Origin of the sequence: Brevundimonas sp. NPDC046655 (assembly GCF_044901625.1) — a bacterium.
Taxonomy (GTDB): Bacteria; Pseudomonadota; Alphaproteobacteria; order Caulobacterales; family Caulobacteraceae; genus Brevundimonas.
Map to the genome: position 1 here is coordinate 20,638 of NZ_JBJDPV010000009.1, position 23,908 is coordinate 44,545.

General features: G+C 66.8%; 25 protein-coding genes. 14 read left to right on the forward strand and 11 right to left on the reverse strand.

Annotated elements, in window-relative coordinates; all coding sequences use genetic code 11:
- Positions 1 to 40 precede the first annotated feature (40 nt).
- On the forward strand, positions 41 to 937 hold the full coding sequence (locus ACI2KI_RS16880) for a fumarylacetoacetate hydrolase family protein (protein WP_312785046.1): 897 nt from the start codon (positions 41 to 43) through the stop codon (positions 935 to 937).
- Here ACI2KI_RS16880 and ACI2KI_RS16885 read toward each other — a convergent pair.
- On the reverse strand, positions 934 to 1,707 hold the full coding sequence (locus tag ACI2KI_RS16885) for an SDR family oxidoreductase (protein ID WP_312785044.1): 774 nt from the start codon (positions 1,705 to 1,707) through the stop codon (positions 934 to 936). The two genes, ACI2KI_RS16880 and ACI2KI_RS16885, sit on opposite strands and share 4 nt — an antisense overlap.
- A 249-nt stretch (positions 1,708 to 1,956) precedes the next feature.
- On the opposite strand from ACI2KI_RS16885, the gene ACI2KI_RS16890 reads away from it, so the two are divergent.
- On the forward strand, positions 1,957 to 4,416 hold the full coding sequence (locus tag ACI2KI_RS16890) for a TonB-dependent receptor domain-containing protein (RefSeq protein WP_312785042.1): 2,460 nt from the start codon (positions 1,957 to 1,959) through the stop codon (positions 4,414 to 4,416).
- 253 nt (positions 4,417 to 4,669) lie between these two features.
- Here ACI2KI_RS16890 and ACI2KI_RS16895 read toward each other — a convergent pair whose 3' ends face one another.
- Positions 4,670 to 5,947: a cytochrome P450 gene (locus ACI2KI_RS16895; RefSeq protein ID WP_312785040.1), complete on the reverse strand. Its 1,278-nt coding sequence runs from the start codon at positions 5,945 to 5,947 to the stop codon at positions 4,670 to 4,672.
- A gap of 88 nt (positions 5,948 to 6,035) precedes the next feature.
- Positions 6,036 to 6,467 (reverse strand): limonene-1,2-epoxide hydrolase family protein, encoded by a 432-nt coding sequence (locus ACI2KI_RS16900; protein WP_312785038.1) that lies wholly within the window; start codon positions 6,465 to 6,467, stop codon positions 6,036 to 6,038.
- A 119-nt stretch (positions 6,468 to 6,586) separates the two neighbouring features.
- On the opposite strand from ACI2KI_RS16900, the gene ACI2KI_RS16905 reads away from it, so the two are divergent.
- Complete coding sequence (locus ACI2KI_RS16905) at positions 6,587 to 7,135, forward strand: glutathione peroxidase (RefSeq protein WP_312785036.1); 549 nt, start codon at positions 6,587 to 6,589, stop codon at positions 7,133 to 7,135.
- 53 nt (positions 7,136 to 7,188) lie between these two features.
- On the opposite strand, the gene ACI2KI_RS16910 is transcribed toward ACI2KI_RS16905, so the two are convergent.
- The 3 genes from ACI2KI_RS16910 to ACI2KI_RS16920 all read right to left on the reverse strand — a co-directional run bounded on the left by ACI2KI_RS16910 (position 7,189) and on the right by ACI2KI_RS16920 (position 10,191).
- The gene (locus ACI2KI_RS16910) at positions 7,189 to 8,115 is read right to left on the reverse strand and encodes a zinc-binding alcohol dehydrogenase family protein (RefSeq protein ID WP_312785034.1); all 927 of its coding nucleotides are present in this window, start codon (positions 8,113 to 8,115) and stop codon (positions 7,189 to 7,191) included.
- 80 nt (positions 8,116 to 8,195) lie between these two features.
- Complete coding sequence (locus tag ACI2KI_RS16915; protein WP_312785032.1) at positions 8,196 to 8,777, reverse strand: 3-phenylpropionate/cinnamic acid dioxygenase subunit beta; 582 nt, start codon at positions 8,775 to 8,777, stop codon at positions 8,196 to 8,198.
- A 37-nt stretch (positions 8,778 to 8,814) separates the two neighbouring features.
- A complete protein-coding gene (locus ACI2KI_RS16920; RefSeq protein ID WP_404621933.1) occupies positions 8,815 to 10,191 on the reverse strand; it encodes an aromatic ring-hydroxylating dioxygenase subunit alpha in 1,377 nt (458 codons plus the stop codon).
- 148 nt (positions 10,192 to 10,339) lie between these two features.
- On the opposite strand from ACI2KI_RS16920, the gene ACI2KI_RS16925 reads away from it, so the two are divergent.
- From ACI2KI_RS16925 to ACI2KI_RS16955, 7 genes are read left to right on the forward strand one after another with little or no spacing between them, the layout of a single operon-like run.
- Entirely contained in the window at positions 10,340 to 10,558 is a 219-nt protein-coding gene (locus ACI2KI_RS16925) for a ferredoxin (protein ID WP_312785028.1), read from the forward strand.
- On the forward strand, positions 10,555 to 11,949 hold the full coding sequence (locus ACI2KI_RS16930; protein WP_312785026.1) for an MFS transporter: 1,395 nt from the start codon (positions 10,555 to 10,557) through the stop codon (positions 11,947 to 11,949). Before ACI2KI_RS16925 ends, ACI2KI_RS16930 begins: the two co-directional genes overlap by 4 nt.
- The gene (locus tag ACI2KI_RS16935) at positions 11,946 to 12,704 is read left to right on the forward strand and encodes an SDR family NAD(P)-dependent oxidoreductase (RefSeq protein ID WP_312785024.1); all 759 of its coding nucleotides are present in this window, start codon (positions 11,946 to 11,948) and stop codon (positions 12,702 to 12,704) included. Before ACI2KI_RS16930 ends, ACI2KI_RS16935 begins: the two co-directional genes overlap by 4 nt.
- Before the next feature lie 27 nt (positions 12,705 to 12,731).
- Complete coding sequence (locus ACI2KI_RS16940) at positions 12,732 to 13,646, forward strand: VOC family protein (RefSeq protein WP_312785022.1); 915 nt, start codon at positions 12,732 to 12,734, stop codon at positions 13,644 to 13,646.
- Complete coding sequence (locus ACI2KI_RS16945; protein WP_312785020.1) at positions 13,646 to 14,458, forward strand: SDR family oxidoreductase; 813 nt, start codon at positions 13,646 to 13,648, stop codon at positions 14,456 to 14,458. The genes ACI2KI_RS16940 and ACI2KI_RS16945 overlap by 1 nt, the downstream gene beginning before the upstream one ends.
- Before the next feature lie 27 nt (positions 14,459 to 14,485).
- Positions 14,486 to 15,313, forward strand: coding sequence for an SDR family NAD(P)-dependent oxidoreductase (locus ACI2KI_RS16950; protein WP_312785018.1), 828 nt, complete (start codon positions 14,486 to 14,488; stop codon positions 15,311 to 15,313).
- Complete coding sequence (locus ACI2KI_RS16955) at positions 15,304 to 16,017, forward strand: SDR family oxidoreductase (protein ID WP_312785017.1); 714 nt, start codon at positions 15,304 to 15,306, stop codon at positions 16,015 to 16,017. The genes ACI2KI_RS16950 and ACI2KI_RS16955 overlap by 10 nt, the downstream gene beginning before the upstream one ends.
- Before the next feature lies 1 nt (position 16,018).
- On the opposite strand, the gene ACI2KI_RS16960 is transcribed toward ACI2KI_RS16955, so the two are convergent.
- On the reverse strand, positions 16,019 to 16,873 hold the full coding sequence (locus ACI2KI_RS16960) for an SDR family oxidoreductase (RefSeq protein ID WP_312785016.1): 855 nt from the start codon (positions 16,871 to 16,873) through the stop codon (positions 16,019 to 16,021).
- 162 nt (positions 16,874 to 17,035) lie between these two features.
- Here ACI2KI_RS16960 and ACI2KI_RS16965 point away from each other — a divergent pair, with 162 nt between their 5' ends.
- Positions 17,036 to 17,707 carry a TetR/AcrR family transcriptional regulator gene (locus ACI2KI_RS16965; RefSeq protein ID WP_312785015.1) on the forward strand — a complete coding sequence of 224 codons (672 nt, stop codon included), beginning with the start codon at positions 17,036 to 17,038 and terminating at the stop codon, positions 17,705 to 17,707.
- Positions 17,708 to 17,744: 37 nt separating this feature from the next.
- On the opposite strand, the gene ACI2KI_RS16970 is transcribed toward ACI2KI_RS16965, so the two are convergent.
- From ACI2KI_RS16970 to ACI2KI_RS16985, 4 genes are all read right to left on the reverse strand, one after another.
- Positions 17,745 to 18,593, reverse strand: a complete 849-nt coding sequence (locus tag ACI2KI_RS16970) for a fumarylacetoacetate hydrolase family protein (RefSeq protein ID WP_313103671.1) — start codon at positions 18,591 to 18,593, stop codon at positions 17,745 to 17,747.
- Positions 18,590 to 19,021 carry a hypothetical protein gene (locus ACI2KI_RS16975; protein ID WP_312785013.1) on the reverse strand — a complete coding sequence of 144 codons (432 nt, stop codon included), beginning with the start codon at positions 19,019 to 19,021 and terminating at the stop codon, positions 18,590 to 18,592. The genes ACI2KI_RS16970 and ACI2KI_RS16975 overlap by 4 nt, the downstream gene beginning before the upstream one ends.
- 84 nt (positions 19,022 to 19,105) lie before the next feature.
- Positions 19,106 to 20,182 (reverse strand): amidohydrolase family protein, encoded by a 1,077-nt coding sequence (locus ACI2KI_RS16980; protein ID WP_312785012.1) that lies wholly within the window; start codon positions 20,180 to 20,182, stop codon positions 19,106 to 19,108.
- A gap of 188 nt (positions 20,183 to 20,370) precedes the next feature.
- On the reverse strand, positions 20,371 to 21,399 hold the full coding sequence (locus ACI2KI_RS16985) for an amidohydrolase family protein (RefSeq protein WP_312785011.1): 1,029 nt from the start codon (positions 21,397 to 21,399) through the stop codon (positions 20,371 to 20,373).
- A 107-nt stretch (positions 21,400 to 21,506) separates the two neighbouring features.
- Between ACI2KI_RS16985 and ACI2KI_RS16990 the strand changes: the two genes are divergently transcribed.
- From ACI2KI_RS16990 to ACI2KI_RS17000, 3 genes are all read left to right on the forward strand, one after another.
- On the forward strand, positions 21,507 to 22,712 hold the full coding sequence (locus ACI2KI_RS16990; RefSeq protein ID WP_312785010.1) for an MFS transporter: 1,206 nt from the start codon (positions 21,507 to 21,509) through the stop codon (positions 22,710 to 22,712).
- Positions 22,713 to 22,725: 13 nt separating this feature from the next.
- Positions 22,726 to 23,526, forward strand: coding sequence for an SDR family NAD(P)-dependent oxidoreductase (locus tag ACI2KI_RS16995; protein WP_312785008.1), 801 nt, complete (start codon positions 22,726 to 22,728; stop codon positions 23,524 to 23,526).
- Between the two features lie 184 nt (positions 23,527 to 23,710).
- Entirely contained in the window at positions 23,711 to 23,899 is a 189-nt protein-coding gene (locus ACI2KI_RS17000) for a hypothetical protein (RefSeq protein WP_312785006.1), read from the forward strand.
- The last annotated feature ends 9 nt before the right edge of the window (positions 23,900 to 23,908 follow it).

The window sequence follows — 23,908 nt, forward strand, 5'->3', positions numbered from 1 at the left end:
CCGGCGCGTCCTGGCGGCGGCCGGTCCTCAGGAGGCTGAGATGCGGCTCTTGTCGTTTGAACTGAATGGTGAAGCGACCGTGGGCGTGCGGGTCGGCGAAGAGGTGGTGGACCTGTCGATCGCCGCGCCGCAACTTCCGCGGGACATCCGTTCTCTGCTGGCCGCCGGGCCGGAGGCGCTCGCCGTCGCCGAGGCGGCGGCCGCGTCGGCGAATGCGACGGCGCGCCGCCCTCTCGAGGGTCTGCGCCATCTGACGCCGATCCCTCGCCCGGACAAGATCATCGGCCTGGGCAAGAACTACATGAAGCATGTCGAGGAGATGGGGGCGGAGGTCCCATCCTTCCCCGGGATGTTTCTTCGCACGCCGGATTCACTGGTCGCCCACAACCAGGCTCTCTGGCGGCCCGAGGCGTCCGACACCCTCGACTACGAGGGAGAGCTGATGGTCGTCATCGGCCGGGGAGGGCGGATGATCTCGCGCGAGGAGGCCCTCTCCCATGTCGCCGGCTACGCCTGCCACAACGACGGCAGCGTCCGGGCCTACAACTACATTCCCTCCGCCGTAACCGCCGGCAAGAACTTCCTCAGGACCGGAGGGTTCGGACCCGAGATCGTCACGGCGGATGAACTGCCGCCGGGCTGCAAGGGGCTGCGGCTGTCAACTTCCGTCAACGGCGAACTGCGCCAGAGCGCCGACATCGCCGAGATGCGCTGGGATGTAGCCCATCTCGTCCATCTGATGTCGACGATCTTCACTCTTTATCCCGGCGACCTGATCGCCACCGGGACGCCGTCGGGCTGCGCCGCCGGCTCGCCGGATCCGCAGTGGCTGACGCCCGGCGATGTCGTCAGGGTCGAGATCGAGGGGGTCGGCGCCCTGATCAATCCCATCGAGGACGCCCCCAGGGTCAGGACCGACCTCGACGTGCGGCTCTAGCGCACCATCATCAGGCCGCCGTCCACCGCCAGGGTCTGGCCGGTGATGAAGCGCGAGGCGTCGCTGGCGAGGAAGACCAGGACGGGCGCCATGTCTGCGTCAGGATCGCCGAGCCGCCCGCCGAGGGGGATCATCATCGCCATGCCCCGGTCGTGCGCCTCCAGCTGTTCGGGCGTCATTCCCGCCCGGGTGGCGTCGTACATGGGGGTCCACATGCCGGGGGCGATCGCATTGACAGAGATTCCGTAGGGGCCCCACTCCTGGGCGATCGTGCGGGTCCAGGCCAGGACAGCGCCCTTCGAGGCGGCGTAGTGGGCGCAGCCACGAAGGCCGAGCGCGCCGGCGGCCGAGGCGAAGTTGAGGATGCGGCCGCCCCGGTCCTTCAGGTGAGGAAAGACCGCCTGGTTGGCGATCATGGTGCCCCGGGCGTTGACCCCGACGACCAGCTCCCATTCCTCGTCGGTGATCGCCTCTGCGGGGGTGTAGCGCTGCACGCCCGCCGCGTGGATCAGGACGTCCAGCCCCCCCATGGCCGCGACCGCACGGTCGACCGCCGCGCGCGTCGACACGCGTGAGGACACGTCGCAGGTCTCGTAGGCGAAGACGCTTGAGGGCGGGCTTTGGGCGGTATCCGCCGGCGGCCCCGAGAGGTCGAGGCCCGTGACCATGGCGCCGGCCGCCGCCAGGGCGCGGGTTGCACTGGCGCCTATGCCGCGTGCAGCGCCGGTGACGATGATTTTCTTGTTCGCCAGGGTGGAGGTCTCGTCCATGGTTCTCTTCCTGCGGGCGGCGCCCGATAAGTATTTAAAGTCAGATAGCTGAGGCGGTTACTTCCGCCGGTTCAGGCTTCGAGGCTCTGCGCTCGGCCCTCCGGTCCGTTCTGGATTGTGAAGGCGCCATTCTTATCTGAGACATTTATTCTTGCGACAGATTTTAAATTCTGTTTAGTTTTTCCTCAACGCGACGCCTTCAGGCAGTCGTGAAACACGGGGCGATAGACCCCACCGGGGAGGTTAAAGATGTCGATCACCAACGGCCGACGTGTGTCCAGATCTCTACACCGCAGCGCTCTGGGGCTGCTGGCCTGTACGGCCCTTACCGCGCCTGCCTATGCGCAAGACGCCGCGCCCCAATCCGGCGCCACCCAGCTTGACGAAATCGTGGTCACGGCGCGCCGCACGGAAGAGAATCTGCAATCCACCCCCGTGGCGGTCACCGCCGTCGGCGCGGAAGCGCTGGAGCGGAACCAGGTGGCAGACGTCACCGACCTGCAGCGCACCGCGCCAAGCCTGAGCGTGGCGACCGGCGCTCCAAGCGCCTCCGGGTTCGCCTTTGTCGCCGTGCGCGGGCAGGGCAACCTGCAGGCCCTCGTCTCCAACGATCCGGCCGTGGCCATCTATGTGGACGGGGTCTATATCCCCCGCCCTTCGCAGGGACTGACCGATCTGCTCGACCTGCAGCGCGTTGAAGTCCTGCGCGGACCCCAGGGCACGCTTTTCGGCCGGAACACCGTCGGCGGAGCGCTGAACATCATCAGCGCCGATCCGACCGGCGAGCTCGGCGGAATGATCCGCATCGAAGCCGGAAGCTATGACCAGATGGGCGCGAGCCTGGTGCTCAACGCTCCCATCACCGAGCGCCTGTCGGGACGGTTCGTGGCCAGCACCAGGGAGCGCGACGGATACGGCAAGAGCATCCCCCTCGGCCGGGACGTCTGGGATCAGAGCAGCAGCTTCTTCAGGGGCAAGCTCAAGTATGAGGATGATCGCGCCCGGGTGGTGTTGTCGGGCGACTACAACAAGATCGAGGACAATGGCCAGTTCACGGCCCTTCTCGCCTATGCGCCCCAGGTCTTCGGGCCGACCGGATCCTTTGGTCCGTTCGGACTGGCGCCGCTCCTTGACGCCTCTCTTCACCGCGACGGCAGCTTCTACACCAGCTACGCCACCGGCTATTTCAAGCCTGTGAACAACCCGAACTTCGCAACCCTGCCTGCTGAGGTGCGAGCCCTGTACGACAAGCCGCTGGGCAACCAGGTCGAGGCCTACGGGTTCGGGCTGGATGCGTCGATCGACATCGGCCCGGTGACGCTGAAATCGATCACCGGCTACAGGTTCAGCGACTCGGACGGGGTCATCGACACCGACGGAACGCCGGCTCCGATCCTGACCACCTGGGCCGGCTATTCCTCGGAGCAGTGGTCGCAGGAATTCCAGATCAGCGGCGCGCTGGGCGAACGCTTCAACTATATCGCGGGCGTCTACTATTCCGACGAGACGGGCGCCGAATTCAGCCGGTCGCAGAACTTCGGCTTCCTGCCCTACAACGCCGCGACGCGTCCCTATGCCGGACTGGCCGGCCAGAACTACGCAGATGTCACCAACACCTCCCTCGGGGTCTTCGGCCAGGGCTACTACCAACTGACCGATACCCTGCGCATGGCCGCCGGCCTGCGCTGGACCTGGGACAGCCGCGACACCGTCCTCCACAACTACAGCACCTGGGGCGTGCCGGGCACCTGCAGCGTGGCCAAGCCCGACGTCGCCGGCGTCTGCGCCCAGACCCAGGAAGTCGAGTTCGACTATCCCGCCTGGACCCTGGGTCTCGACTGGCAGATGACCCCCGATGTCTTCGCCTATATCCAGACGCGCGGCGCCTCGAAGTCGGGAGGATGGAACACCCGGGCCGGCAGTCTGCCGGCGTTCGAGCCCGAAAACGTGCGCGACGTGGAAGGGGGACTCAAGGCGACCTGGTTTGATCGACGCCTTCGCACCAACCTGGCCGTCTTCCATGCATGGCAGTCGGATGTGCAACGCCAGGCTGCGGCCCTGACTCCGGCGGGGGCGAGCACCCAGTATGTCGTCAACGCGGGCGACGCGCGCGTCTACGGGGTGGAGCTGGAAGGCGCCTATCGTCCCTGGGCGGGCATGGAGCTGGCCGGCAATATCAGCCTGATGGACGGCGAGTACGAAAGCGGCACCTTTGTGGAGCAGCAGTCCGTGCCTGGCGCCAACCAGCCGGGCTGCGTCACGGCGCCGAGCGGCGCCTCGTCGATCTGCCCTGTTGATCGGAGCGGCGAAGAACTGCCGCAGTTGCCGAAGCTTCAGTTCAGCGTGGGGGCCACCCAGGTCCTTCCCACGACGTTCGGCAGCGTGACCCTGCACATGGGCTACGCCTACCTCGGCGAGCAATACTACGGGCCGGTCACCGCCTCGCCGCTGCAGCCTGCGGCGACGCAGGCCCTCTACGCCGAGACGAACAAGCTGAATCGCACGCCTGGATACGGACTGTTGAACGCCCGCTTCTCCATGCAGTTCGACGCGCAGGACGTCGAGTTCGCGATCTACGGGAAGAACATCCTGGGCGAGCAGTACAACGTGCGCCAGCTGTCTGACCTCTACTCGTCCGGCCTCGGCTTCGCCACAAGCTTCATCGGCGAGCCGACCACCTACGGCGCCTCCCTGACCAAGCGCTTCTAGCTCTCTCTCTCTCTCTCGAAACTGTCGCCGCCGACCGGAAGCCCGGTCGGCGGTTTTTTCATGAACGGGCTGAGGGAGGGGCTCTTTGCACCGGCCGGGCAGGGATCGGGCGGGGACCGCGGCGGGCTGGGGCCCGCGCCGCGCCCGTGCCCGGAGGCGGCCCTGTCGGCGAACCCCAGCGCAAGAAAAGGGGCCTTCACCCTGAGGTGAAGGCCCCTGCGGAGCGGTTCGCGGTGTCGCGGGTCTGGAGGCCCTAGGGGGCGTCCCAGACCACATGGACCGCGTCGGGTCCGCGCAGCGATACGCCGCGGACGACCGGACGGGGGAAGGCGGGGTCCAGCCTCAGGTTCGGCAGCAGGTCGAGCAGGAGGCCCACGGCCTCCTCGATCTCCACCTTGGCCAGCCACATGCCCACGCACATATGGGCGCCGAAGCCGAAGCCGAAGGCCGCCATCTGCTTGCGGTCGATGTCGAAGACGTCGGGGTTTTCGAACACCGTCTCGTCCCGATTGGCCGAGCCGACGCAGGCGGAGATGATGGAGCCCTTGGGAATGACTACGTCCTGCAGCGTCACGTCGGCCTGGCATTCACGCACCTTGAAGGTGGCGACGGCGTCGTGGCGGACGCTCTCGTCCAACACCTTGCGCATCAGGGTCCGGTCGGCGCGAAGACGTTCGAGCACCTCGGGATGGTCGAAGAGGTGGGTCATCATGATCGCGAAGGTGCGCGAGGTGGTCTCGGAGGCTGCGGGCAGCATCATGCGGACGAAGTTGGTGATCTGATGATCGTCGAGCGTGCGGCCCTCGAATTCAGCCCGGATCAGGCGGCTGATGAGATCCGGACCTTCGGCGCCCGAGGCCCGCCGCGCCTGGACGGCCAGGAGGGTGGGGTCGTACAATTCCTGGAAGGCTTGGAAGGCTGCGCGCTTCGCTTCGGGATCATTGGCCATGCCGCCCAGCACCTTGAGGGCCTTGGTGGCGAAGGTCTCGAGGGCGGCCGGGTCGTTGTCCGGGAAGCCCAGGACGGCGTAGACGACGTGAATCGGGAACATGACGCCGACCGTGCTCACGAGCTCGGCCTTGCCGAGCGGGATGAGCGGCTCGATGAAGGAGCGCTGGATCAGGGGGCGGATATAGGTTTCGCGCCACTCCTCCATCACCGCGGGGGTGAAGGAGGGCTGCAGAATGCCGCGCAGCTGGCGGTGCTCGTCGCCGTCCAGGCCCGTGATCATCAGGCCGTCGAGGAAGGGGCCGAGGCCTGTTTCCATCAGGATGCCGCTGGTGAAGGTCTTGGTGTCGCGCAGCACCTTCATGACGTCGGCGTGCTTGAAGATGGTGTAGATCGGCCGGCCCGTATGGCCCGCGAAGGAGGCGGACCCGAGTTCGGCGCAGATGTCGCCTTGCATGACGGGCTTGTTGGCGCGGTGGTCGCGATAGATTTTGTCGAGATCGCCGTCGTCTCCGGCGAACAGGGCGCCGACCTGGGCGAAGCCTTCGGCGAGGGAGGCGTTGGGTGCAGGCTGGGTGTTCATCGATAGTCCTTCCCGGGGTTCGGCCCGCCTCGCGAATGCGAGCGCGCTCTGTTTTGGATAGAGAATAATATTCTGAGGGACTTGTCCATCAGGCGATCGGCGTTCTTCGGTCCTTGTCGGGCTCGTGGCCGTGAATGGCGGCGATCGCGGATGGGTCCGTGTAGTCGCGCCAGCGAACAAGCTTGCCGTCGTCGTCCAGTTCAAAGACGCCCGCGATGGAAAAGGCGGCGATCTCCCGACCGTCCGCGGCGACGAGGCGGTCGATCCGCTCGGTCAGGACGATGTTGCCGCAGGCGGCGATATGGACGGTGTCGACCAGGATCTTCGCATAGCCCATGGCCGCTTCGAAGCGCGCGCCCAGGGCGAGGGCCTCTTCGACGCCTATGGTTTCGGACAGACCCATATTGGTCCATCGCGTGTCGGGCCGGAACAGGGCGCGCAAGGCCTTTTCGAGGGGCTCCGGACCTTCGGACCAGGCGTCGAGGAAGGCGCTGACGATATCGACGGGCGTGCGGTTCACGGGGCGGTCGCTCCTTGTTTTCGGCCAGTGGAACGGCGTTTGCGGCAGCGGCGTCCGGAGGAATGGGCTAGGCTTGCCGGTGCGAGCCATGATCCTCGCGCGACAAGGATTGCCCCCCGATGAGCCCTGCGATCTCCGCCATTCCCCTGACCCGCATCGATGGACAGACCGACAGCCTGGCGGACCACGCCGGCCGGGTCCTGCTGATCGTCAACGTCGCCTCGAAGTGCGGCCTGACGCCTCAATATGAAGGCCTGGAAGACCTCTACCGCGTCCATCAGGCGGCCGGTTTCGAGGTGCTGGCCTTTCCCGCCAACAACTTCAACGGCCAGGAGCCGGGCGCTGACGACGAGATCGCCGGCTTCTGCCGGACCAGCTACGACGTCACCTTTCCCCTCTATTCCAAGATCAGCGTGAAGGGCGACGACATCCATCCGCTCTACGCCGCGCTGACGGCGCTGCGACCCGAGACGGTGGGCGACGGCCCGATGCGCGAACGCCTGGCCGGATATGGCGTCCCCGTCGGCGGACCGGGCGAGGTCGTGTGGAATTTCGAAAAATTCCTGATCGGCCGCGACGGTCAGGTCCTCGCGCGGTTCGCGCCGGACGTCGAGGCCGCCGATCCGCGGCTGACCGCGGCTGTCGAGGGCGCGCTGGCGGCCGGCTGAGGCCGCAGGGGCTTGCGGGTCGCGGAGGCGTTCACTGTCCTCCGCGACCCGCATCAACCCACCCGGGCCGTGATCTTGGCGTGCGGGCCGCGGACCTGGGCGGCCCAGGCCTCGGCGAGGTCGGCGAACTCATGATCGGCGTAGTCGACCTCGATCGCCTGCGCCTTCTGCATCGCCAGCAGCCTGCGCCATATGGCTTCGCGGTCGGCGGGCGGCCGCTGGCCCGTGCCGATGCAGGTGAGGGTGCGAAACAGGAGGTCGCCGATGTTCAGTTCGACGACACGTCCCGCCCCGGTGCCTATGGTGATCAGACGCGCCCCCCATTTCGTCGCCTTGACGGCGGACAGGAAGGGCTGGCCGAAGACCAGATCCAGCACGACGTCGAACCCTTCGCCGCCGGAAGCGGTCTTCAGTTTTTCGACGTCGTCGCTTCCGCCCATGGCGACGGCGGCGTCGGCCAGGCCGCGTTCCATCAGCCTGTCGAGGCCGGCCTGGCTGCGCGCAGCGGCTACGACACGGCCGGCGCCGAGATTTCGGGCCAGCTGGAGGCCGATCTGGCCCAGAACCCCGGTGGCGCCGAGGATCAGCACGCGCTCGCCGGGCTGGATGTTCGCCGCTTCCAGAGGCACAAGGACGCCGGTGCCGGCTATGCCCATGGTGATGGCGGTGCGGTCGTCGACGTCGTCGGGAACATCCCAGACCTCGGCGGCCGGAACGAGCGTCTTTTCGGCCCAGGCGCCCCAGGGCGCGACGGACCGCTCGCCGAAATAGACCCGTCGTCCGTCTTCGGCGCGGCCGACGCCTTCCCCGCGGATCACGCAGGGATACTGGACCCCGAGGCGATAGGCCCCGAGGACGTCCCAGCCGCCGAGGCCGGCGGTGTCCACGGTGATCAGGACGCAGCCGTCCTGCGGGGCGGGTTCGGGAAAGTCCTGGAGGACCGGGGCGGCTCCGTCGCCGGATATGACGCCTGCGCGCATGGAAGAGCTCCTGGTTCGGCGGGGGAGGCGCGCGCCGGCCGGCGCCGAGGGATCGACGCCGGCGGCCCGTCGCTGTCGGTTCAGAGGAAGATGGCGAGGTTGGGGAAGCCCAGCACCGTCTGGTCGACGATGATCTCGCGGCGGGCCAGCTTGATGCCGTCGTCGTAGCGGCGCAGCAGATCGTGGCGGACGCAGCTGAGGAACAGCAGGTTGGTTTCCTCGAACCGGCTGCGGCTGCAGAGCAGATAGCTCTTCACCTCGAACTCGTCGGGATCGTCGGTGGCGTCCACGAGGATGTTGGTCACCAGCCTGCGGGTGCGCGACGGGGGGTCTTCGGCCCAGGCGCTGCGGGTGTCGGTGATGCGGCCGACGCGGCCCCGGATCGAGGCGTAGGTTTCGTCGAAATGCATCACCGTGCGCACGATTGACTGGGCCTGCTGGTGCAGGGGGCGGGTCTGGCGCACCGGGCAGGTGTAGCGCAGGTCGACATCGAGCCGGGCCACCCATTCGGCCAGGCGGATCTCGTCCAGGAGCCAGGCTTCCTCATAGAGGAACTCGGTGATCTCATTATAGGCGGGCGAGCCTACCGGCACGCGCTTGGGGCGGAAGGGGGCGTCCGAGGCGACGCTTACGTCGGTCGGGATGACGGCGTTCATGGTCATGGTGTTGTGATCCTGATGATGGCGGCGATGATGATGATCAAGCGGGGGCGTTCATCAGTTCGCGATAGGCCAGCCACCAGTTCCACTGGGTGTCGTCCTTGGTGAAGCCTTCGTAGACCAGGGCCGGGCCGGGCCAGTCGGGCCGTGGCGGCGTGGTGCAGACGGCCTGGTATTTCATGGTAACGTGGCGCGCGGCGGCGCCCTTGGCGGTCTGGGTGATGTGCGGCCAGGTGTCGGAATCGTCCTGTTCGACCATGCCGGAGGTGCCCAGCATGCGCACAGCGAACTGCAGCGCCTTCTGCTTGTGTTCTTCGGGCGCGTCCTTTTCGGCCAGGATGTAGTTGCAGAACTCCAACTCGTCCGGACCCTTGGGAATATAGGTGTGCAGCGAGGTCAGGCCGATGATCTCGCCGTCGGGTTGCGGCACGTAGATGAAGGCGATCAGGACGTTGGGGAACATGCCTCCGACCTGGGGCGGGCTGTCGACCAGAAGGCCCAGCTGTTCCGGAGACAGGTTCCGGATCAGCTCGGGAAGCATCTCCTTGGTGATGCCGGGCGGCGGCACGATGGCCAGCTTCTCCTCCAGCGTCAGATTGCCGTCGCGGAAGCCCGCCGCCTGCTTGAACTTGTTGGCCACGGGCATGCAACGCAGGGAGTGGCCCTGGAGCGAACTGACTTCCGTGCCGTACATGGAGGTGGTCAGGTCGCCGTCGCCGAACTTGGCGAACTCGCCGAGCCAGCGGTGCAGGGTCAGGGTGTGGAAGCCGTCGGAGGCGGACTGCTCGCAGGCCGTCTTCCAATTGGCCTTGATCGTGAAGCGCTGCGGCGGGCCGAGGGCCTCCAGGCCCTTGTCCGTCCGGCAGAACAGCATGTCGTAATACCACTTCATCTCGCCGAGGAACTCGTCGAACGAAGGGCCTTCCAGGTTCCAGGTGGCGAAGATCAGGCCGCCGTAGAGATGGCTCCGCGCCTGGGTCAGGCCGAGCTTTTCCTTGGGCAGGATGTCGCCGTGCATCTTCTCGCCGGCCACGGGGGCGCCGATGAAGTCGCCGTCATTCTTGAAGGCCCAGCCGTGATAGATGCAGGTGTGGACCTTGGCGTTGCCGGCGTCGGCCGTGCAGACGCGCATGCCGCGGTGGGGGCAGACGTTCAGCATCACCCGGATCGAGCCGTCCTTCTGGCGCGTGATCAGAACCGGATCAGACCCCATCAGGCGAGTGATGAAGTCGCCGGGATTGGGAATCTCGCTTTCGTGGCCCAGCAGCAGCCAGGTCTTGCCGAAGACCTTGCGCATCTCGATGTCGTAGAGCTCGGGGTCCGAGATCGCCCTGAGCTCAACTTCCCGCGTCTCGATGTTGATCAGGTCGTCGATGGTCGTCCCATCTGAAAGGGTCGCCCGTGTCCGGTCCAGCATGTCTTTCCTCCTGGGCGCTGAGCACCACATAATTTTGAACAGAGGTGGCATTTCTGTATAGAAAATGCAACTCATCGATTTGTTGAGGAACGACGGGCCGCTGGCCCCCGGAGAAGTCCCAAAGGGACGCCCGGCACGGAGGAATAAGATGAGTGCAAATGCGATCGCGCATCGCGTCGTCGCCGACCGTAGCGCCTGCTGCGGCTACGGGACGTGCGTGGAAATCTGCCCCGAGATCTATCAGCTCGAGGGCGGGCTGGTGGTTCTGACCACCGGACTGGTGCCGCCCGAGCTGCTCGAGCGGGCCATTGAAGGCGCCGAATCCTGTCCGCAGGCGGCCATTGTCGTGGAACCTGTCGAAGGATGACCGCCCCGTCAGTCGCGGCGAGCCCGACGGCGCGCGCCCGCAGTGATCGCAGGCCGCCAGGCCTGCTGTCGCTGTCGCTGATGGGCATTCCTCTGACCGCCCTGTCCCTGCCGCTGGTGGTGATGATTCCTGAGCATTACGCCACGGTTCTGGGGCTGCCCCTGGCCGTCATCGGCGTCATTTTCACCTGCGTGCGCGTCTTCGACATCGTGGTCGATCCCCTGCTGGGGGCGGCGATGGACCGTACGCGAAGCCGCTGGGGCCGCTACCGGCCCTGGCTCATCTTTGGCGCGCCAGCGCTGATGCTGGCGGTCTATCTGCTCTTCATGGCCCAGCCGGGCGTGGGGCCGCTGTATCTTCTCGCGACCCTGACGGCCGCCTTCCTCGGCTGGTCGATCCTGTCGCTGGCCCAGCTGGCTTTGGCCTCCGGCCTTGCGACGAGCTATGATGAGCGGTCGCGGGTCTACGCCTGGCTGCAGTTTGCTTCATTGCTGGGCATCCTGACGGTCATGGGCTTTCCCATCCTCCTGTCGAAGCTAGGCGAAACCGGCCTGGAGCCGACGCGGCTCATGGGCTGGATCATCATCCTGTTGATGGCGCCCGCCGTGGCCCTGGCCGCATGGCGGGTGCCCGAGGCGGCGGCCGTCACCCAGCGTCACATCGTCGGCCTCAAGGATTATCTGGCCGTGGTGGGCCGCAAGGCGGTGTTTCGCATCGCCGCCATCGACCTGTTGTTCGGCCTGGGTTTCGGCACGGCCTCGGCGATGCTGGTCTTCTTCATCACGGCGGCCAAGGGGCTGGATCGAAGCGCGGTCGGCGTCGTCCTCATCGCCCAGGTCGTCACCGCCATGATCACCGTGCCGGCCGTCGCCTGGCTGGCGCGTCGGCTCGACAAGCATTTCGTACTCGGGATTTCGGGCGTCCTCGCCGCAGTCGTCAGCGTGGTCTTTGTCTTTCTGCCTGACGGAAACCTCCTGGCCGCCTCCCTGGGCATGATGGGCTGGGGGCTGTCGTTCGGCGCCTTCAACCTCCTGCCGCGGGCGATGATGGCGGACGCAGGCGACGAGCTTCGTCTGGACTCGGGCTCGGACCAGACCGGCGTCCTCTATGCGCTTCTGATCAGCAGCTGGAAGCTGGGCGGGGCGCTGGCCGTCGGCCTGTCCTTCGCGGCCCTCGCCCTGGTCGGTTACAAGCCCGCGCTGATGGCGGCCAATACGCCGGAGGCCATATCCGGTCTGGAGATGGTGTTCGCCGGTCCGTCGGCGGTCCTGTTCCTGCTCGGCGCCTGGCTGGCCTTCACCTATCCCCTGACCCGCGACAAGCACGCCGCCATCCGCACGGCGCTGGACGCCCGAGACGCGCGGGCGGCTCAGGAAGGGGCCCCCCTGTGACGCGCCGGCTGGAGGGGCGGGTCGCCCTGATTTCCGGCACAGGCGGCGGCCAGGGGCGGGCGGCGGCCTTGAGGTTCGCCGCCGACGGCGCCGTCATCGTCGGATGCGACGTCAACGCCGAGGCCGACGCCGAGACCCTGCGGCTGGTCGCCGAGGCCGGCGGCCTCATGACGACCATGGTCTGCGATCTCGGCCAGCCCGAGGGCGCGGCGGCCTGGATCGCCAAGGCCGTCGCCGAGCACGACCGTATCGACATCCTCTACAATAACGCCTCGGCGGCGCGGTTCGGCTCTATCGCCGAACTCTCCGTCGAGGACTGGCGCTTCACCATCCGCAACGAACTGGACCTGGTCTTCCTGAGCATGAAGTTCGCCTGGCCCCATCTGGCCAGGCAGGGTGGAGCGATCATCAATGTCGCCTCGACCGCCGGATGGCAGGGGTCGCGCGGCAACGGCACCGCGGCCCACAACGCCACCAAGGGCGGGATCATCGCCCTGACGCGCCAGGCGGCGCTGGAGGGGGCTGTCCACGGCGTGCGCGCCAACAGCATCAGCCCGGGCTTCATCATCACCCCCGGCACGCGCGCCTTTGTCGAGAATCCGGCGGTGCGCGCCCAGCTGACCAGCGGAATTCCGCTCGGCCGGCCCGGTGAACCGGAAGACGTCGTCGGCATGGCCGCCTTCCTGGCCAGCGACGAGGCCGCCTTCATCACCGGCGCCGACTTCATCATCGACGGCGGCACCACCGCCTGCTGAAAAACCTGCAAGACAAGGATCAGGACAATGGATATCCGCGGCATCGGCTATCTCGGCTTTGAAAGCCCCAATATCAGCGCCTGGCGCACCTATGGCCCCGAGGTGCTCGGCCTCGCTGTCGCCCCGTCGCCCGAGGACGAGCCGGAGTCCCTCTATCTGCGTATGGACGACCGCCGCTATCGGTTCGCCTTCCAGCCGGGCCCCATCGACAAGTTGGCCTATATCGGCTGGGAATGCGTCAACCGGATCGCCTTCGAGAAGGCCGTCAAGAAGCTCGAGGACGCCGGCATAGCTGTGGAGTACGGGACGGACGATCTTCGGACGCGCCGTGCTGTGCGCGACGTGGTCCGGTTCAAGGACCCCGTGGGCTACCAGTACGAACTCTTCTACGGCCAGAAGGGCGAGCCCGACTCCTTCATTCCCGGACGCCGCCACGGCGGCTTCAACACCCATGGCCGCGGCTTCGGCCATGTCGTGGTGATCACCCCGGAATACGGACCGGAGCTGGATGATTTCCTGATCAACATCATGGGCTTCCAGTGGTACGGCTCGGGCGCGGGCAAGGGCAAGACGGGCTTCTACCGCGCCGGGCTCAACAACCTGACCAGTCATGACATCGGCTACGGACATGCGCCGGGTCGGATGGGGGTCCAGCACATGGGCCTGCTGACGGGCGATCTGCGCGATGTCGGCGAGACCTGGGACATCGTCAACAAGCGCGGCATCCCGGTGCAGATGACCCTCGGTCAGCACACCCAGGATCCCCATTTCTCCTTCTATCACTTCTCGCCGTCCGGCTTCGCCGTCGAGGTGATCGCCGAAACCCATCCCTGGCCCGGCGATCCGTTCGAACTCAACGCCGAGCGTCTCAGCTACTGGGGGCATGAACTGGTCGGTCCGATTCTCGGAACCACGGTCCGCACCCCCGAGGAACTGCTCTGATGGGATTGCTTGACGGCAAGGTCGCCCTGGTCACCGGCGGGGGCGGCGGCATCGGCAGAGGCATTGCTCGCAAATTCATCCGCGAGGGCGCCTCGGTCATGGTGGCGGAGTACAATGACGACTACTGCGCGACGATTCGCCAGGAGCTGGTCGAGGAGCTGGGCGGTCAGGCCGAGGTGCTCAAGGCCGATGTCAGGGTGAAGGAACAGATCCAGGGCGCGGTCGAGGCGACCGTCGAACGGTTCGGCGGCATCGACATCCTGATCAACAACGCCTTCACCCTGAGCCCCAAGGTCCTTCTCGAGCACAAGACAGACGAAATGCTCGACGCGACCCTGCACTCCGGCCTGTGGGCCGGCTGGTGGGCGATGCAGGCTGCACGGCCGCACATGATCGCCAGGGGCGGCGGCTCGATCGTCAACTTCTACTCGATCGACGTCGAAACCGGGGCGTGGCTGAACTCGGACTACAGCATCACCAAGTCCGCCCTTCGCGGCCTGACCCGCAGCGCGGCGCACGAGTGGGGCCGGTTCAACATCCGGGTCAACCTGCTGTCGCCGGCGGCCATGGGGACGGTGTTCCAGAAGATGGCGGCGGATTCGCCGGGGTTCGCCGAGCGGGTCGCAGCGATGAAGCCGCTTCAGCGCAACGGGGATCCCGAAGAAGATATCGCGCCGGTGGCGGTCTTCCTGGCGTCGGACATGTCCCGCTTCGTCACAGGCGAACTGATCAATGTCGACGGCGGCCTGCATATGCCGGGATATCAGTCGCGGCCTGCGAACGTGGCTGAAATGGAACAACAGGGCGGCTGAAGCCGACGACGAGAGGGAGGCGAGGGTATGGCGTTATTGGATGGGAAGGTCGCGCTGGTCACCGGCGCGGCGGGGTCTATAGGGTCGGAGACGGCCCTGGCCCTGGCCGAACAGGGGGCGCGGGTCCTGCTGACCGATCTGCGGGCGGCCGAACTTGAAGCGGTGACCGAGCGGCTGAAGGGGCAGGGACACGACGTCGCCTGCAAGGCCGGGGACATCACTCGCGAGGATGACATCCGTGGGGCGGTCGAGGCGTGCGTCGCCGCGTTCGGCGGCGTCGATATTCTCGACAACAACGCGGGGGCGACGGGTTTCTCCTCGCGCGACCTCGACATACCGGACATGCCGGTCGAGCTGTGGGACCAGGTCCAGTCGATCAACGCCCGCGCCCCGATGCTTTTCTGTAAATACGCCATTCCCTCCATGCTGGAGCGGGGCGGCGGATCGATCGTCAACATCTCGTCCGGCCAGTCCCTGTCCGGCGACGTGAGCAACTTCGCCTACGCCGCCAGCAAGGCGGCGATCAACGCCCTGACCCGGCACATGGCCACGGCCTATAGTCCGAGGGGGGTGAGGGTGAACGCCATAGCCGCGGGGCTGATCATCCAGCCCGGTATGGAGCAGCGGCTGCCGGCCCATATCCAGGACATCTTCCTCAGCCATTGCCTGGTGCCGCGACTGGGCGTGCCGCGCGACATCGCCAATATGGTGGTCTTCCTGGCCTCCGACCTGAGCAGCTATGTCACCGGCCAGATCCTCTCGGTCGATGGCGGCTTCACCGCCCATCTGCCCAGTGTCGCCGACATGCGTCCCACCATCGAGAGCATGAAGAAGGCGCCGGGCCAATGGACCTGAAGGGAAAGACGGTCGTCCTTACCGGCGCCTCGACCGGCATCGGCGCGGCGACGGCGCTGGAACTCAGCCGGGCCGGTTGCAATCTGGTCCTGACCAGCCGCCGCCTGGAGAAGCTTGAGGCCCTGGCGGCGACCTTGCCGGGGCCCAGCGTCCTGCTGGCCGCCGACATCGCTGAGGCCGGGACGCCGGAGCAGTTGCTGGGCCTGGCCAAGGAAGGGTTCGGACGCGCCGATGTGGTCGTCAACAATGCCGGCGTCATGGCGGTCGGGACGATGGACTCCATCGACCTGGACGCGGTCAGTTACATGATCCGTGTGAACTTCGAGGCGGTGGTGCGCAGTTCCTACGTCTTCGCCCGCGAATTCCGCAGCCAGTCGTCGGGTGCGATCATCAATGTCTCCAGCATCAGCGCCTATCTCATCTCGCGGGCGGGCGGGGTCTACGGCGGGCTCAAGCACGGGCTGGAGGCCTTCACGCAGTCGCTTCGCATCGAACTGGCGGGAACCGGCGTCAAGGTCGGCACCATCGCGCCGGGTTCGACCTCGAGCGAAATGTTCGACAAGATGATGGCCGCAGCCAAGGTCGAGAACCCGGTTGCGCTCGACCCCGAAGACATCGCTCGCGCCATCCGCTTCATGCTGGAGCAGCCGGACCGGGCGAACATCGCCCGGCTGGCGCTCTATCCCCAGGGCGAGGCCTACTAGGTCACTCGGCGGCGAGCGTGGCCTCGCGCGCTCGCCCCAGATCCTGCATCTCGCGTTTCAGCGTGGGGTAGTAGGCGATCGCGCCCTGGAGCCCGCCCGACACGTCGATCGACGCCGCGCTGAGGAAGCTGGCCAGGTCGCTGGCCAGGAAGAGGCAGACATGGGCCACCTCTTCTGGCCGGCCGAAGCGCCCCAGCGGCACGATCTTGACCACCATCTCGAGGAATTCCTCGCGGCTGATGGTCGAGGGCATCTCCTTGTAGTGCCGGTCCCACTGTCCGGTGTCGATCCAGCCCATGTTCAGGCTGTTCACGAGAATATTGTCCTTGGCCAGCTGCTGTCCCAGCAGCTTGGACAGGGCGATGCCGGCCGCGCGGTTGGTCACCGAGGGAATGCCGTCGGGCGTCGGCAGGGCCCCGGCCAGGGCGTTGATGTTGATGATGCGGCCCCACTTCTGCTTGCGCATGTGCGGAACCACCGCCTGCGCGAAGCGGAAATGGGCGACCTGGATATTGTCGGCGTGGTCGAGGATGTCCTCGGGCTCCAGGGTTTCCAGGCTTCCACCCTTGCCCTGGCCGGCGTTGTTGACCAGCACGTCGACCCCGCCCCAGGCCTCGGCGACCTGAGCCGTAAAGGCACGCACTGCAGCGGTGTCGCGCACGTCCAGGGGAACCGCGATCACGTCGGCGGCGCCGAGGGCCCGCAGGTCCGCGGCGACAGCCTCCAGGGTGTCGGCGCTGCGCGAACAGATCGCCAGGCGCACGCCTTCCTGGGCGAAGGCCGTTGCGACCGCCCGACCGATTCCGCGGCTGGCGCCGGTTACGATCACCCGTTTGGCGCTAAGATCGATATGCATGTGCGACGGTCCTCCAAGGCGTGAAACAGGCGGATTTTCCTGTAATTTTCTATACAGAAATGACTATTATGTATCGAAATATCGTCCAGACAGGCGGGCGCGGTTTGCGTGATCGGTCCCGACCGGATACGGTCCCGCCTGAACTCCCGGAGCAAGATACGTATGACCGTCAACGCCAGAAGGGCTCGCCCGGAGGCTCCGGTCGAGCGTTCGGCCCTCACAGACGCCGCGCCGCCGGATGCGCCTGCCCGCAAGCGCCGTGCGGATCCCCGCGCCGCCAGAACGATCGAGAACATCATCACGGCAGCCCAGAACGTGATGATGAATCACGGAACGCCGCGGATCACCGCCCAGGAGGTCTGTGACGCCGCCGAGATTTCCCGCGGGACCCTCTATCGCTACTTCCCCTCGATGGAGGCGGTGCTCGAAGCCGTGGTCCTGCGTCTTCGCACCGAGACCGACGAAGAGCTCAGCCACGCCATGGCGGGCTGCAAGACGCCGGCGGAGCGGTTCGCCGCCTTTCTGAAGTACAGCGTCTCCAACAATGAAACCCACCGCGGGGCCCAGTTCCTGCATGTCGAGCCAGCCTTCGTGCTGCAGTATTTCGAGTCGAACTTCGACCATTTCATTGCGCGGGTTCTGACGGCGCTGGAATCGGTGTTCGACGCTTGGGAGCGCGACATCGGCGTGGTGGTGGACCGGAACGCCATTGCCGAAATGATGGTGCGGCTGGCGCTGAGCGAGACCATTGTGTCGGCGCGCGACGGCAAGCCCCTGGCGCTGCGCCTTCAGGCGACGATCGACGCCGTCCTCAGGGCCCTCAAGCCGGCCTAGGCCCGCCTCGGCGCCTTCGTCGGCCCCGGTCCGTCGTTCAGGCCAGGGTCTTGGGGCCGACGACATTGCGCAGGGCGCCGACGCCCTCCAGCACGACCTCGACGAGGTCGCCCGGGTTCAGATATCGCCCGGAGCCCTGACCGACGCCTTCGGGCGTGCCGGTGAACAAGAGGTCGCCGACGCCGAAGCTCACCCGGGCCTGGACGAAGCGGATCAGCGCTGAAACATCCCAGGTCATGTCTGCTGTGGTTCCATCCTGACGGACTTCGCCGTTGATCGTGGTGGACAGGCGCAGGGCGGGGCTGCCGACCGGGAACTCATCGCGCGTGACGATCCAGGGGCCGACCGGGGTGGCCCGGTCCTGGCTCTTGGCGGCGTAGAGATCCATGCCTATGCCCGGCGGGCCGCTGCGTTGCAGGTCGCGGGCGCTGACGTCATTGCCGGCGGTGTAGCCGAGGACGCAGGCGAGGGGGTCGTCCAGGTCGATCTCGTCCGTGCCGATCACCACGACCAGTTCGCACTCATAGTCGAGCTGTTCGGTGAGGGGCGGGTACCGGATGGGATCGTTCGCGCCGATCAGGGCGCCGAAGGCCTTGAGAAAGGCGATCGGCTGGGTCGGCGCAGCGACGCCGAATTCGACAAGATGCTTGCTGTAGTTAGCCCCGGCGATGACGACCTTGCTGGTCCGCTCGCACGGCGCGAGCAGCCTCAGCGTCGACAGGGCGCGGGCAGGGCCCTCGAACCTCAGGGCGGCTTCGCCCTCGCCGCGTGTGACGCGGGGACCCCAGTCGGCGATCCCGCCGGAGATCGGACGGGCGGCGTCAGCCTCGGGGTCGACGACGGCCCAGAAGGGGGCGCCGCCGTCGCTGCATAGGGCGAGTTTCATGCGGTCAGTCCTGAGTTCTTGAGCCCGTCGCGCAGGCGCCCGGCGACGGCGCGGGCGCGCTCGCCCTCCTTGCAGGCGAGACGGGCCATCAGCGGCGTATTGTCGAAGATGGGCGCGTCCGCCGGCTTGCGGCCCACGAGCATGAAGTGGGTATGGACGGCGTTGTCGCCGAGCGAGATGACCGAGGTCTTTTCAAATCCGGAGGCGGAGAGGCCGGCCGAAAGGGTCTTGATCAGCGGCCCGAAGCTGGCGGCGGCGGCGTCCGAGATCGAGCCGACGCCCTGGTCGTGGTCGCGGGTGAAGACCATCAGCACGCCGGCCGCCTCGCGCATGGCGACCACGCCCCAGTGTTCGCCGTCGAGCACCAGGTTCTCGGGCGGAGCCGTCTCCAGCATCGTGCAGATCTTGCAATCGCCATGGCGAGGCATCGGGGGTCCTGTTGTTTGCAGGCAGCGGCGAAGGGGGCGGGGGCGGCTGACGACGGCGCGGGCGCCGCCGTCAGCCTGACGGGGTCAGGCGGCGACGAGCGTCTTGGCGCGTCCCATCTTGTCGAGGTCGATGTGGAGCAGGTCGACGGCGTTCTTCCAGCGCACCTTCTCGAGGTCTTCGGCCGACATCCGAAGGCCGGTCGTCAGGTCGCCGCGGATCGCGTCGGAGCCTCCGAAATTGGTGCCGTATACCAGACGGTCTGCGCCAATCACCTCCACCAGGGCCTGGCGCATCGGCAGTTCATGCAGTTCGGGGTCGAACCAGAAGTTCGGCAGGTATTCCTCGAGATCCTTCTTGTTGTGGACCACGTCGAGGTTCTTGATGGTCTGCGCCAGACGGCCCAGCTGATAGGGCACGAAGCCGCCAGCGTGGGTGATATAGACCTTCAGGTTGGGGAAGCGGTCCAGGACCCCGCCGCAGATCAGGTACCAGAAGCACTTGGTCTCATCGTAGTTCATGCCGACGATGGCCGTGGTCTCGTACTTGTCGGTGTTGGCCTTGGCCCCCCAGGTCACGGACTGGTTGTAGCCGTGCACGAACATCGGCAGGTCCAGGTCGCACAGAACCTCCCAGATCGGGTCCATGCGCGGGTCGTCGAACTCCATGCCGCCAAAGTTGGAGCCGCCGGCGCTGAGGCCCTTGGCGCCCAGTTCCGTGCAGGCGCGACGGATCTCCTTGGCGGCGTTGACCGGGTCTTGCAGGGCGGCGGTGGCCCACATCATCAGCCGGCCGTCCGAACGGTCGCAGTAGTCGGCGAGGGTGTCGTTGACCTTGGTCGAGAAGCGGTTGGCGAAGGCGGGATCAGCCCAATACATGTAGCAGTGCGAGGGCACCGACAGGACCTGTGCGTCCTGGCCGAGGGCGTCCATCCCGGCCAGGCGGTGCTTCGGATCATTCCACTTGGACATGAACTCGGCGACTTCCATCGTCTCGCCGCGATTGACGGCGGCGCGTCGTTCCGGAGAGCCGAGGGACAGAATCCATTCCCCCACGCGCAGGCGGATATGGCCGTCGTCGTGTTTCTCGAAGAAGGGGCCCCAGTGGGGATCCTGATTGTAATAGCCGGGCAGCGGGGCGTGGGCGTGAAGATCGATCAGCATGTGATTTCCTCCTGTCGAGGTCCTCTGGGGCCTCGTTGAACCATTGTGCGCGTCGCAGGCGGCGCGGTATTTTTTGAACGGATCTATAGAAGTTGTTCAGTTATTCTCTATCGCGAATGGCGTTTGGCCGTCAAAGCAAACCCTGAGCGCCGTCGGGCGCGAAAATTCGGGCCGTGAGCTTTTGAAAATCATGGACTTGAAGGCGGTAGGCTCATGTCGAGCTTGAGAAGGCGGATGGCGTTGCCGCTGCGAATTTTCTCTCTATCGCTGTCGGACAGATCGATCCCCTCGGTCAGGTCGCCATAGTCGTAGGCTCCGCCGAAATTGGTCCCGTAGACCAATTGGTCGGCCCCGACGACCTCGGCGACCGCGCGACGCAGGGCCGGGTGGTGGAGGTCCAGGTCGAAGTAGAAATTCTTCATGTAGTCCATCAACGGACGCTGGTTGCGGGCGTCCGGCGCCATGACGCCGTTCAGCTCCGAAAGGCGGCCCAGCTGGAACACGGCCATGCCTCCCGCATGGGTGATGTAGGTCTTCAGGCTCGGGAAGGCGTCCAGCGCTCCGCCGCAGATCAGGTACCAGAAGAACAGGGTCTCATCGACGCAGTCGCCGACGATGGAGGTGGTTTCGAACCGATCCTCGTGATGGCGCTCGCCCAGATAGATCGACTGATTGAAGCCGTGGACCATGATGGGCACGTCGAGTTCGACCAGCTTGGCCCAGACCGGAAACAGTCTTTCATCATAGGTCTGGATACCGTCGAAATTGGTGCCGCCCACGCACAACCCCTTGGCCCCCAGCACCCGAACGGCGCGGTCGATCTCTTCCACCGCGGCTTCCGGATCGGCCAGGTTGGCATGGGCCCAGAAATCAAACTTGTCCGGCATGACGCGGCAGAAGGCGGAGAGTTCGTCGTTGCAGATCCGGGCGTATTCGGTCCCGAATTCCCCGGCCCAGTACATGAAGGCGTGGGAGGGGGTGGACAGGACCAGCTTGTCGACGCCGCGCTGCTCCATCACGGCCAGACGCGCCTCGTGGGTCATCCGCGCCAGGAGGTTGGCCTCGGCCTCCGCATCGGTCGTCGCCTTGGCGGGCTGCTTGGTGCCGAGGGAGAAATGCCCGACCGTCAGGCCTTGCGGCTTCATGAAGGGGCCCCAGAACGGATGCCGGTTCAGCATGCCGGGGGTGAAGAGGTGCGCATGGACGTCGATCAGCATGGCCTGCCTTGCGTGTCTGTCATTGAAATCATATTCTCACTGTCGAATGATAACTTGCAAGTCACGAGGTGAAGTTCTTTCGCGTCGTTGGAGGGGGCGGAGCCTGAATGATGTCCCTGCGCCTGGCCGGAGGGCCCGATCGACGCCTCCTGGCGGTTGGAATCGTCGGATCCGCATTCTGTCTGAGGCTGGTGTTCGCCAGTCTTTCCGTGCGCCTGCCCGAGGTCGCCCTCGCGACAGGTCTGGCGCCTTGGCAGGTCGGCCTGCTCACGACCCTGCCGGTTCTGTGTCTTGGCGTTTTCGCCCCCCTGGCGCCGCAGCTGGCGCGGCTCTGGGGTGCGGAGCGCAGCCTGTTGGGCGCCCTCGTGCTGATCGCGTTGGGAACGGCGTGTCGCGCGTTAGGGCCGGTCTGGGCCCTGTTCTCGTTTTCGATCCTGACTGGCGCCGCCATAGCCACGGCCAATGTGCTGTTGCCGGCGCTCGTGAAGCGCGATTTTCAGGCCCGTTCCGCCTGGCTGACGGGCGCCTATGTCACGGCCATCTCCGGCGGCGCGGCCCTGGCGGCTGCGGTCACCATTCCGGTCGAGACCGCGCTTGGCGGCGGTTGGCGCCTGGGCTTGGCGATATGGGCCGCGCCAGTCGTCGTCATCTGCCTGATCTGGCTGCCTCTGGCGGGGAGCGGCGCGCAGGGGGCTAGGGCGGGCGCCGCGCCGGTTCCGGGGCTTTGGCGTCACCCCCTGGCCTGGAGCGTGGCGCTCTTCATGGGGTTTCAGTCGGCCCTGGCCTTCTGTGTCCTGGGGTGGTTGCCGCCCATCCTGCGCGAGCGGGGCCTCGACGCCGAGACCGCCGGCCTGGTCCTGTCCGTTCTGATCCTGGTCCAGCTGGCCACCTCCCTGACCATACCGGCGGCGGCGGCGCGGCGGCCGGACCAGCGGGGCCTGGCCCTGCTCCTGTCGCTGGCTGCGACGGGAGGGCTATTGGGCTTGTTGCTGGCGCCCCTGTCGGGCGTCTGGGTCTGGGCGGTCGTCCAGGGACTGGCCCAGGGCGGCCTGTTCTCTCTCGCCCTGACCCTGGTGCTCCTGCGCTCGGCCGACAGCCAGACGGCGTCGCAGTTGTCCGGCATGGCCCAGGGCGTAGGCTATGTCCCGGCGGCCTTGTCGCCGCTCGGCGTCGGCCTGCTGCACCAGTGGACCGGCGGGTTCGAGGCCGTGGCCGGATTGGCGGCCGTGATCGGCCTCGGTCTTGTCTTGTCCGGCCTGATCGCGGGCCAGGATCGGGTCGTCGCGCCCGCCGCCATGAAATCACCTCGCTAGACACGGAGCTTGCATGACCCCGTCGCTTTCACCGGACCCGGCGTCCGACAGGTTCAAGGGCAGGGTGGCTGTCGTCACCGGCGCGGGCGGGGGGATAGGCCGGGCCGCGGCCTTCCTGCTGGCGCGACAGGGCGCGTTCGTGGCGCTCAACGATCTGAACCCGGAACTGGCGGCGGCGGCCGTCTCCGGGATCGAGGCCGCAGGCGGCCGGGCTCTGGCTTTGCCGGGCGACGCCGCCGACGAGACCTTCGCCGCCGAGGCGGTCGCCGAGGTCATGCGGGGCTGCGGTCGCATCGATGTCCTGGTGAACAATGTCGGGATTTCGGTCGTGGCTCCCGCGGAGGACTTCATCGCCTGGGACCGGGTGGTGCGCACCAACCTCTATTCCCAGTTCTACTGGTCTCGGGAAGTCGCCAAGGCGGCGATGATCCCGGCCGGACGCGGGGCGATCGTCAACGTGGCCTCCATCGCCGGCCTGGCGGCCGTGCCGAACCAGATCGGCTATGTCGTGTCCAAGCATGGCGTGGTCGGCCTGACCCGGTCGCTGGCCGTCGAGTGGGGGCGTCACGGGATCCGCGTCAACTGCGTCTGTCCCGGCATCACGGCCACGGATTTGACGACCGGGGCGAACGGCATGGACCCTGAAAGGCTCAGGGCCCGTATCGCGCGCGTGCCCCTGGGACGGATGGGCGAAGCCGAGGAGCAGGCCCAGGCCATCGCCTACCTGGCGTCGGACGACGCCGCCTATGTCTCGGGCTTGATCATGAATGCGGACGGGGGGCAGCTGGCGCTGCATTCCGGGGTGATGACCTGACCGCGCCCCCGCGAGCGAGGTAGTCGAGGACCCGCCGGGAGACCAGTCGGCCCGGACCGCCCGAAACGCCTCCGCCGGGATGAATGCCGGCGCCGCCCAGAAAGAACCCGGGGGCCAGGGGCTCAGGGCCGCCGAGACCGAAAGCAGGACGTTTGACGCCCGCGCGCTGGGCGCCGAAATCGACATGGGTGACGCAGCCGCGGGTCAGGCCGGTGCGGGCCGCACGGTCCGGGCAGGTCTCGAACCAGCGGCCCAGTTCTGCGTCGAAGCCATCGTAATAGTCGGCGGCGCGCGCGACGACGGCCTGGGCGGCGGGAGCCTGTCCCCGCCGAGGCGGGGCCAAGGCCCTGCGGGGCTCGTCGGCGACGCCTGAAGAGAACGG

Coding starts and splice junctions, on each gene's coding strand:
- ACI2KI_RS16880 (WP_312785046.1), top strand. CDS start 41: ATGCGGCTCTTGTCGTTTGAACTGAATGGTGAAGCGACCGTGGGCGTG.
- ACI2KI_RS16885 (WP_312785044.1), bottom strand. CDS start 1,707: ATGGACGAGACCTCCACCCTGGCGAACAAGAAAATCATCGTCACCGGC.
- ACI2KI_RS16890 (WP_312785042.1), top strand. CDS start 1,957: ATGTCGATCACCAACGGCCGACGTGTGTCCAGATCTCTACACCGCAGC.
- ACI2KI_RS16895 (WP_312785040.1), bottom strand. CDS start 5,947: ATGAACACCCAGCCTGCACCCAACGCCTCCCTCGCCGAAGGCTTCGCC.
- ACI2KI_RS16905 (WP_312785036.1), top strand. CDS start 6,587: ATGAGCCCTGCGATCTCCGCCATTCCCCTGACCCGCATCGATGGACAG.
- ACI2KI_RS16910 (WP_312785034.1), bottom strand. CDS start 8,115: ATGCGCGCAGGCGTCATATCCGGCGACGGAGCCGCCCCGGTCCTCCAG.
- ACI2KI_RS16915 (WP_312785032.1), bottom strand. CDS start 8,777: ATGACCATGAACGCCGTCATCCCGACCGACGTAAGCGTCGCCTCGGAC.
- ACI2KI_RS16920 (WP_404621933.1), bottom strand. CDS start 10,191: ATGCTGGACCGGACACGGGCGACCCTTTCAGATGGGACGACCATCGAC.
- ACI2KI_RS16925 (WP_312785028.1), top strand. CDS start 10,340: ATGAGTGCAAATGCGATCGCGCATCGCGTCGTCGCCGACCGTAGCGCC.
- ACI2KI_RS16930 (WP_312785026.1), top strand. CDS start 10,555: ATGACCGCCCCGTCAGTCGCGGCGAGCCCGACGGCGCGCGCCCGCAGT.
- ACI2KI_RS16940 (WP_312785022.1), top strand. CDS start 12,732: ATGGATATCCGCGGCATCGGCTATCTCGGCTTTGAAAGCCCCAATATC.
- ACI2KI_RS16945 (WP_312785020.1), top strand. CDS start 13,646: ATGGGATTGCTTGACGGCAAGGTCGCCCTGGTCACCGGCGGGGGCGGC.
- ACI2KI_RS16950 (WP_312785018.1), top strand. CDS start 14,486: ATGGCGTTATTGGATGGGAAGGTCGCGCTGGTCACCGGCGCGGCGGGG.
- ACI2KI_RS16955 (WP_312785017.1), top strand. CDS start 15,304: ATGGACCTGAAGGGAAAGACGGTCGTCCTTACCGGCGCCTCGACCGGC.
- ACI2KI_RS16960 (WP_312785016.1), bottom strand. CDS start 16,873: ATGCATATCGATCTTAGCGCCAAACGGGTGATCGTAACCGGCGCCAGC.
- ACI2KI_RS16965 (WP_312785015.1), top strand. CDS start 17,036: ATGACCGTCAACGCCAGAAGGGCTCGCCCGGAGGCTCCGGTCGAGCGT.
- ACI2KI_RS16970 (WP_313103671.1), bottom strand. CDS start 18,593: ATGAAACTCGCCCTATGCAGCGACGGCGGCGCCCCCTTCTGGGCCGTC.
- ACI2KI_RS16975 (WP_312785013.1), bottom strand. CDS start 19,021: ATGCCTCGCCATGGCGATTGCAAGATCTGCACGATGCTGGAGACGGCT.
- ACI2KI_RS16980 (WP_312785012.1), bottom strand. CDS start 20,182: ATGCTGATCGATCTTCACGCCCACGCCCCGCTGCCCGGCTATTACAAT.
- ACI2KI_RS16985 (WP_312785011.1), bottom strand. CDS start 21,399: ATGCTGATCGACGTCCATGCGCACCTCTTCACCCCCGGCATGCTGAAC.
- ACI2KI_RS16990 (WP_312785010.1), top strand. CDS start 21,507: ATGATGTCCCTGCGCCTGGCCGGAGGGCCCGATCGACGCCTCCTGGCG.
- ACI2KI_RS16995 (WP_312785008.1), top strand. CDS start 22,726: ATGACCCCGTCGCTTTCACCGGACCCGGCGTCCGACAGGTTCAAGGGC.
- ACI2KI_RS17000 (WP_312785006.1), top strand. CDS start 23,711: ATGGGTGACGCAGCCGCGGGTCAGGCCGGTGCGGGCCGCACGGTCCGG.